This is a genomic window from Stenotrophomonas sp. STEN031, assembly GCF_056759975.1.
Window position 1 is genome coordinate 41,795 of record NZ_JBRREA010000033.1, and the last position, 10,292, is coordinate 52,086.

General features: G+C 63.9%; 7 protein-coding genes and 1 tRNA gene. 7 read left to right on the top strand and 1 reads right to left on the bottom strand.

What is annotated here, in order from left to right:
* Positions 1–232 precede the first annotated feature (232 nt).
* From ACVOLQ_RS14960 to thrC, 6 genes are all read left to right on the top strand, one after another.
* Positions 233–309, top strand: a tRNA-Arg gene (locus tag ACVOLQ_RS14960).
* A gap of 19 nt (positions 310–328) precedes the next feature.
* Positions 329–1,117: a helix-turn-helix domain-containing protein gene (locus ACVOLQ_RS14965; protein ID WP_481528478.1), complete on the top strand. Its 789-nt coding sequence runs from the start codon at positions 329–331 to the stop codon at positions 1,115–1,117.
* 87 nt (positions 1,118–1,204) lie between these two features.
* A complete protein-coding gene (locus ACVOLQ_RS14970) occupies positions 1,205–2,149 on the top strand; it encodes a DMT family transporter (protein ID WP_481528479.1) in 945 nt (314 codons plus the stop codon).
* A gap of 492 nt (positions 2,150–2,641) precedes the next feature.
* On the top strand, positions 2,642–5,146 hold the full coding sequence (gene thrA / locus ACVOLQ_RS14975) for a bifunctional aspartate kinase/homoserine dehydrogenase I (RefSeq protein WP_481528480.1): 2,505 nt from the start codon (positions 2,642–2,644) through the stop codon (positions 5,144–5,146).
* 11 nt (positions 5,147–5,157) lie between these two features.
* Entirely contained in the window at positions 5,158–6,087 is a 930-nt protein-coding gene (locus ACVOLQ_RS14980) for a homoserine kinase (protein ID WP_481528487.1), read from the top strand.
* 103 nt (positions 6,088–6,190) lie between these two features.
* On the top strand, positions 6,191–7,489 hold the full coding sequence (gene thrC / locus ACVOLQ_RS14985; protein WP_481528481.1) for a threonine synthase: 1,299 nt from the start codon (positions 6,191–6,193) through the stop codon (positions 7,487–7,489).
* A gap of 242 nt (positions 7,490–7,731) precedes the next feature.
* On the opposite strand, the gene ACVOLQ_RS14990 is transcribed toward thrC, so the two are convergent.
* A complete protein-coding gene (locus ACVOLQ_RS14990; RefSeq protein ID WP_313171735.1) occupies positions 7,732–8,490 on the bottom strand; it encodes a Crp/Fnr family transcriptional regulator in 759 nt (252 codons plus the stop codon).
* Between the two features lie 109 nt (positions 8,491–8,599).
* On the opposite strand from ACVOLQ_RS14990, the gene hisS reads away from it, so the two are divergent.
* Positions 8,600–10,009: a histidine--tRNA ligase gene (gene hisS / locus ACVOLQ_RS14995; protein ID WP_481528482.1), complete on the top strand. Its 1,410-nt coding sequence runs from the start codon at positions 8,600–8,602 to the stop codon at positions 10,007–10,009.
* Positions 10,010–10,292 lie beyond the last annotated feature (283 nt).

Below are 10,292 nucleotides of genomic sequence, written 5' to 3' on the forward strand. Positions count from 1 at the left end.
TGAAAATTGCAGGCGATTGCCGCTGATCTGCTCCCCCGCGTTTTCGGCGGTTCGCGTTGAAGTGCTGCCCGATGGCGTCGGGCGGATCAGGCAAAGGTCGCTGGGCAAGACCCTTCAGAACGACGTCCTGGAGGCTGCTGATCGGAACCTGCCGATTGGCTGACGGGTTTCCGCCTGGCGAGAAATACTGGCTGGCGGCGGCGCTTGCCTGTAATCTTGGCGCTTGTCTTTTGACTCCGTAGCTCAGCTGGATAGAGCGGTCCCCTCCTAAGGGACAGGTCGCACGTTCGAATCGTGTCGGGGTCGCCATCTTTCCGTGCAGCCCGTGGTGACCGCCGCGGGCGGCCAGCCAGTCCCGGTGCGCATGCCGATGCAATGCGATGAAGCTCTGAGTTTCCGTAGTTATGGCCCGGCAGGCCATTCGCACAGTCACGATCATCTGCAGCTGGTGCTACCGCTGCACGGCAGCCTGGAGCTGGAAATCGACGGGCGCGGTGGTCGTCTGGATGCCCTGCGCGGCGCGGTGATCGTTCCGGGGGCGGTGCACGCGCAGGCCGGCAACGGCCAGAATCGATTTCTGATCGTGGATTGCGACAGTGCGATGGTGGGGCGGTCACAGTTGGATCACGGGCGTACCCGTCCATTTCTGGCTGTTTCGACGGCGGTGCGTAGCTTGCTCGGATTCGTGGACATGAGCGGCGGCACAGGCGATAGCGTCGCTCCAGCGGTCGCCAGACATCTATTACCGTTGCTGCTGGACAGTTTGTTTGCGGAGCCCGCTCGATCCGCGGGCGACAGTGTGGGTTTGCAGCGATTGTGCGAGCAGATCCGCGCAGCGCCTGGCCAGGACTGGCCGCTTGCGCGGATGGCGCAGGTGGCAGGCATGGGGCTGACGGCACTGCATGCGGTGTTCAAACGCCAACATGGCGTCACGCCGGGACATTGGTTGCAACAGCAGCGCCTGCAATGGGCGCAGCGCCAGTTGGCCGAGAGCGGGCAGTCGCTGGCGCGTATTGCCCAGCAAGCCGGCTTTTCCGACCAGAGTGCCTTTACCCGGGCTATGCGCCGTGCGCACGGAATCACCCCGGGGCGCTATCGGCGCAGCTTCGACGCGTAGTTTGCGTCCAAGGTCGCGTAGCTTGGGACAATACAGGGTGGGCCGGCGTTTGGATGCTGGCGATGTCGCTGAACGTCGGGTGGTTTGATGAAAGAACGGATGTTGTTTGGCATTGGCAATGGCGTGGCCTCCGGCGCGCTCTGGGGCCTGGTGTTCCTTGCGCCGGCCGTGCTCGGGAGTTTCTCGCCGCTGCAGCTGGCCGCTGCGCGTTACCTGGTCTATGGCCTGGTTGCGGTGATCCTGCTGGTGCCGCGTTGGCCTGCGCTGCGGGCTCATATTGGCAAGGCGGATTGGAAGGCGCTGACCTGGCTGAGCCTGCTTGGCAATCTGGTCTATTTCGTGTTGCTGTCCATCTGTGTGCAATGGAGCGGGGGCGGGGCTGCGGCCCTGATAGTCGGCATGGTGCCGGTGCTGGTGGCGGTGGTGGGCGCGCGTGAGCCCGGGGCGGTGCCGCTGTCGCGGCTGGCGCCTGCCTTGCTGCTGTGCGTGGCAGGCGTGGTGCTGATGGGTTACGAGGCCATCGCCTCGACCCACGTGCAAACGACGGTCACGCAACGGTTTATCGGGTTGCTGTGTGGGGTGGGGGCGTTGCTGTCGTGGACCGCTTATTCGGTGGGAAATACCCGCTGGTTGGCCAAGGTTCCCAACGTATCGGGGCATGACTGGTCGCTGCTGACGGGCGTGGCTACCGGTGGCCTGGCGTTGCTGCTTGCGCCTCTGGCGTTTGCCGATGGCGGGGCCGGCCATAGTGGTCGTGAATGGCTGGGCTTCTGGGCGATGGCTGCTGCGGTCGCGGTGTTTGCCTCCATCCTTGGCAACGCTTGCTGGAATCGGGCCAGTCGTGCCCTGCCATTGACCCTGGGTGGGCAAATGATTGTGTTCGAGACCTTGTTTGGGCTGGTCTACGGCTTCCTGTGGCAGCAGCGCTGGCCGGTGGCGGTTGAAGTGCTTGCCGCACTCTGCTTGCTGGCTGGGGTGATCTGGAGTGCTGCCGCGCACCGTCCCAAGGTGCCGACGGTGGCTTCGGCCTGAGGATTCTGCGCAGTCAGGTGGCGAAAGTCCGTCTGTGACCGATCTTTCGCTTGTCGGTTGCAGTAGGCAGGTCAGGGGGGCCTGCCAATCACCTGCATTGCATTCGACCGAGCGTTGGATGCTGCTTGCCGGGTAGATGTCCGACGTTCACGCTTGATGACATTTGCAACTTTTAGCTGCAGCTTGGGCGACGTTGCGCTGATCTGCTTTTTTGCAATGCAGCACTTGACAGCCTGATCCTGGCTGTAGTCTCTTGAAAGGCATGAACAGCCCGCAGCCCAGCGCCATTGTCTCGACGTCGCCTTTCGACGGTCGGACCAGTGCGTCCGGGATTCGCGGCGCCATTACCACCACCACTATTACCGCCACCATTAGCCCGGTGCGGCCCGTCGTCTTCGCGTAACTTCCGAAAACCACGGCCCCGCACCCGGATCAGGATGCGGGGGAACCCCATCCAGATGCGTGTCGGGGCCTCCAGCCGAGGTTCTTCCGATGTCGTCAGTTGCTGTTTTACCCGCCGATCCTGCCGCGGACGCTGTTGTTCGCACCGTTGTGCACAAATTCGGCGGGACTTCCGTTGCCGATGCCGAGCGCTACCGTCATGTGGCGCAGCTGTTGCTGGCGCGCGAGGAGACCGTGCAGGTCACGGTGGTATCGGCGATGAAGGGGGTGACCGATGCCTTGATTGGCCTGGCCAAGGCTGCCGCGGCTGCGGATCCGGCCTGGGATGAGCGCTGGCATGAATTGCGGGCGCGCCATCGTGGGGCTGCTGCGGCATTGCTGGGCGAGCAGTCTGGTGTGACCATCGAGTGGTTGGATGCGCGGTTCGAACGCCTGCGCGAGATTCTGGCGGCGTTGGCAGTCATCGGCGAGTTGCCGCAGGAAGTTCTGGACCGTGTGCAGGGCTTGGGCGAGGTGTTCTCGGCGCACCTGCTGGGTCATCACCTGCAGGCGCTGGGCGAAGACGCCGATGTCCTCGATGCGCGCGACGTACTGGTGGTCAACCACGGCGACCTCGGCGTGGATGTCGACTGGAAGTCCAGTGCCGCCAAGTTGGGCTTGTGGCGCGAAACCCATCCGGCGCGGCGCCTGGTGGTGACCGGCTTTGTGGCCCGTGATCGCAAGGGCAATATCACCACGCTGGGACGCAATGGCAGCGATTTCTCGGGCGCGATCTTCGCTGCCCTGTTCGCCGCCGATGAGCTGCACATCTGGACTGACGTGGATGGCGTGCTGTCGGCCGACCCGCGGGTGGTGCCCGAGGCGGTACAGTTGGATGCCCTGAGCTACGACGAAGCCTGCGAACTGGCCTATTTCGGTGCCAAGGTGGTACATCCGCAGACCATGTCGCCGGCCATCGAGCGCGGGCTGCCGATCATCATCCGCAACACCTTCCATCCGGATCATCCGGGTACCCGCATCACCGCGGAGAGTTCCAGCAATGGTCCAATCAAGGGGCTGACGCTCAGCCCGGATCTGGCCGTGCTCAATGTCGAAGGCACCGGTCTGATCGGCGTGCCGGGTACGGCCGAGCGCGTGTTCTCGGCCCTGCGCAATGCGCATGTATCGGTGGTGATGATTTCGCAGGGTTCCTCCGAGCATTCGATCTGTTGCGTGGTGAAGCAGGCCGAAGCGGAATTTGCCCGCGATGCGCTGGCCCAGGCGTTCTCCCATGAGCTGGCGGCAGGACAGGTGCAACGCGTGCAACTCACCACCGGGGTGAGCGTGCTCGCTGCAGTCGGTGATGGCATGGCTGGCCAGCCCGGCGTTGCCGCGCGCCTGTTCGAGTCATTGGGCCGTGCGCAGGTCAATATCCTGGCCATCGCGCAGGGTTCATCCGAACGTAATATCTCGGTTGCCATCGAAGCCTGTGATGCCACCAAGGCGCTGCGCGCCGCACATGCCGGGTTCTGGTTGTCGCCACAAACCTTCTCGGTGGGTCTGATCGGGCCTGGCAATGTCGGTGCAGCCCTGCTTGAGCAACTGTATGCCTCCGAATCTGCATTGCTGGCCAGGGCCAAGCTCGATCTGCGCCTGCGGGCAGTAGCATCGCGCAATCGCATGGTGCTCGATCAGCGCGGCATCCATGGCAACTGGAAGGCCGCGTTTGATTCCGCGGCGCTGCCGAACGATCTTGATCTGTTCACCGAGCACCTGCTGTCGGCGCGGCTGCCGCATACCATGATCATCGATTGCAGCGGCAGTGCCGAGGTAGCTGACCGATATGCGGGCTGGCTGGCGGCCGGCATCCATGTGGTGACGCCAAACAAGCAGGCAGGCTCGGGCCCGCTCGCCCGCTATCAGGCGATCCGCGAGGCGGCCGCGTCCACGGGTGCGCGTTTCCGTTACGAAGCGACGGTAGGTGCGGGCTTGCCGGTGATAACGACGTTGCGTGACCTGGTTGATACCGGTGACGAGGTAACCGCGATCGCCGGCATTTTTTCGGGCACCCTGGCCTGGTTGTTCAACAAATACGATGGCAGCGTAGCGTTCTCTGAGCTGGTCACGCAGGCGCGCGGAATGGGGTACACCGAGCCGGATCCGCGCGATGACCTGTCCGGCGTCGACGTGGCCCGCAAGCTGGTGATTCTTGCCCGCGAAGCGGGCTATGAGCTGAGCCTGGAAGATGTGGCGGTGGAGAGCCTGGTGCCTGCGGCCCTGCAGGGGGCAAGCGTGGAGGATTTCATGGCGCGCCTGCACGAAGTCGACGCCGGCTTCGCCCAGCGCCTGACTGACGCGCGCGCCCGTGGCAACGTGCTGCGCTATGTCGCCCAGTTCAAGCCAGGCCAGCAGCCCAGTGTCGGCTTGGTTGAGCTGCCCGCTGATCATGCTTTTGCCAATCTGCGCCTGACCGACAATGTGGTGCAGTTCACCACGCGTCGATACTGTGACAATCCGTTGGTGGTGCAGGGACCGGGCGCAGGGCCGGAAGTGACCGCGGCCGGTGTGTTTGCCGACGTGTTGCGGGTGGCGGCAGGCGAGGGGGCGCGATTGTGAGTGACGGCTTGATGGATTCCGCGGCACGCCAGGCGCGGGCATTTTCGCCGGCATCGGTGGCCAATGTGGCGGTCGGTTTTGACCTGCTGGGTTATGCCGTGCCCGATGTTGGCGATACGGTGACGGTGCGTCGCATCGATGCGCCGGAAGTACGGATCGTCGCCATTCGCGGTACAGCGGTTGAGTTGCCGCTGGACGCGCCCAGCAATACCGCCGGCGCAGCGCTTATCGCGTTGCGCCAGGCCTTGGCACTGCCGTTCGGCTTCGAGGTGGAGATCGACAAGGGTATTCCGCTGAGTTCGGGCATGGGCGGGTCGGCTGCTTCCTGCGTGGCAGCGCTGGTCGCGGCCAACGCGTTGCTGGATGTGCCGCTGAGTCGCGAGCAGCTATACAGGTATTCGCTGGAAGGCGAAGCAGTGGCCAGCGGCAGTCGTCATGGCGATAACCTGGGCCCAATGTTCCTGGGGGGGCTGGTGCTCTCCACGCTGGAGCGGTTGGTGCCGGTGCCGGTGCCAGCGCATTGGCATAGCCTGCTTGTGCATCCGGATGCAGTGCTGGAGACGCGCCGCGCACGCGAGGCGTTGCAGGGTAGCTATGCGTTGAAGGAGTTTGTCGCCCAGAGCAGCAATCTGGCCCTGGTGCTGGCCGGTTGCCATGCGGGTGATGCGGGCTTGGTGCGGGCAGGCCTGGTCGATGTGCTGGTCGAGCCACGTCGCGCGCCTTTGATTGGCGGTTTCGATGTGGCCAAGGCCGCTGCGCTTGCTGCCGGCGCGATGGGTGCCAGCATCTCAGGCGCAGGTCCCAGTGTTTTTGCCTGGTTTGAGGACCGTGATGCTGCGTTGGCTGCTGCGCCCAAGGTGCAGGCAGCCTTTGCAGCAGCGGGTTTCGACAGCCAAAGCTGGGTAAGCCCGATCAACAGCCCCGGCGCCAGATTGCTCTAAGCCTGATAGCCCCTCTCCCATCGGGAGAGGGATTGGGGTGAGGGGGACCCTTGCGGGGGTCTCGAGTCCAGAGCAGCACACCAACCATTTCGCGGATTTCAAAATGAATTTCATCTCCACCCGCAACGCTTCCCCTCCCGCCACGCTCAGCCAGGCCATCGCCGCCGGTTTGGCACCTGATGGTGGCTTGTACGTGCCCGAAACAATGCCGGTGGCGCGCACCTTGCGGCTGGGCGATACGCTCGCGGCGACCGCCACCGCGCTGTTGCAACCATTCTTCGAAGATGATGCCTTGGCGGCCGAGTTGTCGACGATATGCAACGAGGCCTTCGATTTTCCCGCGCCTCTGCAGGCCTTGGCGACCCGCAACGATCATGTGCTTGAGCTGTTCCACGGCCCCACCGCAGCCTTCAAGGATTTCGGCGCGCGCTTCCTTGCTGCCAGCCTGTCACGGTTGCGCGCAGGGCAGGAGCGTCCTCTGACTATTGTTGTTGCAACTTCTGGCGACACGGGTGCTGCGGTGGCTGCCGCTTTCCACAACCAGCCCAATCTCCAGGTCGTGGTGCTGTACCCGGATGGGCGCGTATCGCCGCGTCAGGCGCATCAGCTTGGCTGCTTGGGCGGCAATATCCGTGCGCTCCGTGTGTCTGGCTCGTTCGATGACTGCCAGACCATGGCCAAGCAGGCACTGAACGATAGCGACCTGCAGGCGCAGGTGCCGCTGAGCTCGGCCAACAGCATCAGCCTGGGTCGCTTGCTGCCGCAGATGAGCTATTACGCCCATGCCGCGCTGAGTCATCAGGCGGCGCACGGTTCGCTGCTGAATTTCGTCATTCCCACCGGCAACCTTGGCAATGCGATGGCTGCCGTCTTGGCGCGCGCACTGGGGGTCCCGTTGGGGCGCATCGTGCTTGCGACCAATGCCAACCGCGTATTGCCTGACTATTTCAACGGTGGCGAATACAAGCCGAAGGCCAGCCTGGCGACCCTTGCCAACGCCATGGACGTCGGCGCGCCAAGTAACTTCGAGCGCTTGCGCTGGCTGTACAGGGGCAATGATGCGGCGTTGCGTGACGCGTTCACTTCGCAGGCAGTGGACGATGCAAGCATCCGCCAGACCATCGCTCACCGCTATGGTGAGTACGACGAAGTGTTCTGCCCGCATACGGCTACGGCGGTACATGTGCTTGAGCAACTGCGTGCCAGTGGCAGCGCAGCACCGGACCAGCACTGGGCAGTGGCGGCTACCGCGCACCCTGCAAAGTTCGAATCGGTGGTCGAGCCATTGATTGGGCGCGAAGTCGAAGTGCCGCCGGCTTTGGCCGAACTGCTGAAGCGTCCAGCCCATGCCGAACCCTGCGCCCCGGATTACGCCGCGCTGCGCGAAAAGCTGCTTCGTTGAGGTAGTGCCGAGCCATGCTCGGCAGAGGATGCAGCTGATAAACCCAGTTGTAGGAGTGGCATAGGCTGCGAAGCCGGGAACGTTTTACGGCGACCAATCTCCGTGATCTGGAGATTTACGAGCTTCGTGGCTAACGCCGCTCCTGCAAGGCGGTGTCGGCTGTTCGTGTAGTGCCGAGCCATGCTCGGCAGGGGCTTCCTGTACGCCTCGGCCGAGCACGGCTCGGCTCTACAGGTGAGGCCTTAGAACTCGTCGTTGGCCAGCTTCTGCAGCTCGGCAAAATCCAGGATCTCCACCACATTCAGATGCGGCAAGGCGATCAGTCCTTGCTGGCGCAGTTTGGTGAAGGTGCGGCTCACCGTCTCCATCGTCAGGCCCAGATGGTCGGCGATGTCGCCGCGGCCCATCGGCAACGAGACCCGGTTGCTGCTGCGTCCGTTCATGGTCGCCTCGCGGGCGGCCAGGCGGAGCAGGAAGTCGGCCAGCCGTTCTGGTGGCTGCAGGCGTGCCAATGCCAGGGCATTGTCCTGGGCCGCGTCCAGCTCCTGGCAGGCGCGTTGCAACAGCTTGCGCTCCAGGTGCGGGTAACGCTGGCGCAGATCGCGCATCTGTGTGGTCGGGACCCGGCAGACGCGACTGTCGGCAATGGCCTCGATGTCGTAACGGTGGTGGTCGCTGCCACTCAGCCCTAGGTAATCACCCGGCAGCACGAAGCCGTTCACCTGGCGACGGCCGTCGGCCAGGGTGCGGACCAGGCGCAGCGCGCCCTCGGTCACTGTATAGACATAAGTGCGCGGCTCACCGGCGCGGGCCAACGTGCTGCCCATCGCGACCGGGGTGGAGACGGTGATCTGCTCCAGCGCGTGCACTTCGTCGCAGGACAGGGCCGAGCAGACGGACAGGTGGCGGACCGAGCACTGCAGGCACTCGCGCACGCCATTGCTTTCTGCCGCAACGGACGAAACGGGGGATTGCTCGGTGCCTTGGGCTGGCCGGGACATGTCTGGGACAGGGGGAATAGTGTCCTAAATTATACTTCATGCGGCCAGACGGGCGGTGTGCGGCTAGAATTGGCGACCGTTTCCCCTTTGAGTTGCAGGAGTTTTGCCCGTGATCAAGCCCCGTACCCCGCCCGGCATCATGGAATTGTTGCCGCGCGAGCAGATCGCGTTCCAGCGCATGCTGGACGTCATCCGCCGCAATTACGAGCGCTTCGGGTTCCTGCCGGTGGAAACCCCGGTGTTCGAGCTGTCGGACGTGCTGCTGACCAAGTCCGGTGGTGAGACCGAACGTCAGGTGTACTTCGTGCAGTCCACCGGTGCATTGGCCAATGCCGCTGAATCGGCAGACAAGGGTGGGTTGCCGGAAATGGCGCTGCGCTTCGACCTGACGGTGCCGCTGGCGCGCTATGTGGCTGAACATGAGCACGATCTGACCTTCCCGTTCCGTCGTTACCAGATGCAGCGCGTCTACCGTGGCGAGCGTGCCCAGCGCGGCCGTTTCCGCGAGTTCTACCAGTGTGATGTCGATGTGATCGGCAAGGACACCCTGAGCATCCGCTATGACGCTGAGGTGCTGGCGGTAATCTATGCGGTGTTCTCGGAACTGCGGATCGGCAATTTCGCTGTACAGCTGAACAACCGCAAGCTGATGCGTGGCTTCTTCGAGGCGCAGGGCGTGGTTGATGCCGGCCAGCAGGCGCTGGTGTTGCGCGAGGTCGACAAGCTCGACAAGCGTGGGCCTGACTACGTGCGTGAGACTTTGGTTGGCCCGGATTTCGGCCTGCCCGCCGACGCGGTTGAGCGCATCCTGTCCTTCGTTGAGGTGCGTTCCAGCTCGCATGCCGATGCGCTGGCGCAGATTGACGCGGTGCTGGCTGCGGCCGGCGAGTCGGCCAGCGAATCGCTGCGTACCGGTGCCGCCGAGCTGCGCGAGGTGCTGGAACTGGTCAAGGCGTTGGGTGTGCCGGAGACCGCTTACTGCCTGAATTTCTCCATTGCCCGTGGCCTGGATTACTACACTGGCACCGTCTATGAGACCAGCCTGGTGGATCACCCGCAGATCGGCTCGATCTGCTCGGGCGGTCGCTATGAGGACCTGGCCAGCCATTACACCAAGTCCAAGCTGCCGGGCGTGGGTATCTCGATCGGCCTGACCCGCCTGTTCTGGCAGTTGCGCGAAGCCAACCTGATTGACGGCATCGCCGAGAGCAGCGTGCACGCGATGGTGGCGTTGATGGACGAGGTGTCGATGCCGCAGTCGCTGGACATTGCCCGACGTCTGCGTGCTGGCGGTATCAATACCGAAGTGCAGATGGAGCCGAAGAAGATCGGCAAGCAGTTCCAGTACGCCGCCAAGGCGGGCATCCGCTTCGTGGTGTTGGCCGGTGAGGATGAGCTGGCCCGCGGCGTGGTGGCGGTCAAGGACCTGCTGCGCGAGCAGCAGTTCGAAGTGGCCCGGGACGAACTGGCGTCCACCCTGCAGGTGGAGCTGGAACAGACTCGCGCGATGGCGCGCTGAGAAAAAGCCCCGCATAGCGGGGCTTTTTTTATGCCCGGTGTTGACGAGGTCAGCCCCCAGTGCGCCGTGTAGAGCCGAGCCATGCTCGGCTAGGGCCTGCCCGGTAAAACCCCTGCCGAGCATGGCTCGGCACTACCGCCCCCTCCCTTTCGCGCAACGAAGGGGAAGGCTTGGGATGGGTTCGCTTTTGACCGTTGGCGCAGGAGCTTGCTCCTGTAGAGCCGCGCCAAGCTCGGCGAGGGCCAGCCCGCTAAACCCCCACCCGAGCCTTGGAGCGGCCAGA

What these genes read in the sequence shown, in the direction of transcription:
- ACVOLQ_RS14970 (WP_481528479.1), top strand. Translation starts at nt 1,205, where the DNA reads ATGAAAGAACGGATGTTGTTTGGCATTGGCAATGGCGTGGCCTCCGGC.
- thrA (WP_481528480.1), top strand. Translation starts at nt 2,642, where the DNA reads ATGTCGTCAGTTGCTGTTTTACCCGCCGATCCTGCCGCGGACGCTGTT.
- ACVOLQ_RS14980 (WP_481528487.1), top strand. Translation starts at nt 5,158, where the DNA reads ATGGATTCCGCGGCACGCCAGGCGCGGGCATTTTCGCCGGCATCGGTG.
- thrC (WP_481528481.1), top strand. Translation starts at nt 6,191, where the DNA reads ATGAATTTCATCTCCACCCGCAACGCTTCCCCTCCCGCCACGCTCAGC.
- ACVOLQ_RS14990 (WP_313171735.1), bottom strand. Translation starts at nt 8,490, where the DNA reads ATGTCCCGGCCAGCCCAAGGCACCGAGCAATCCCCCGTTTCGTCCGTT.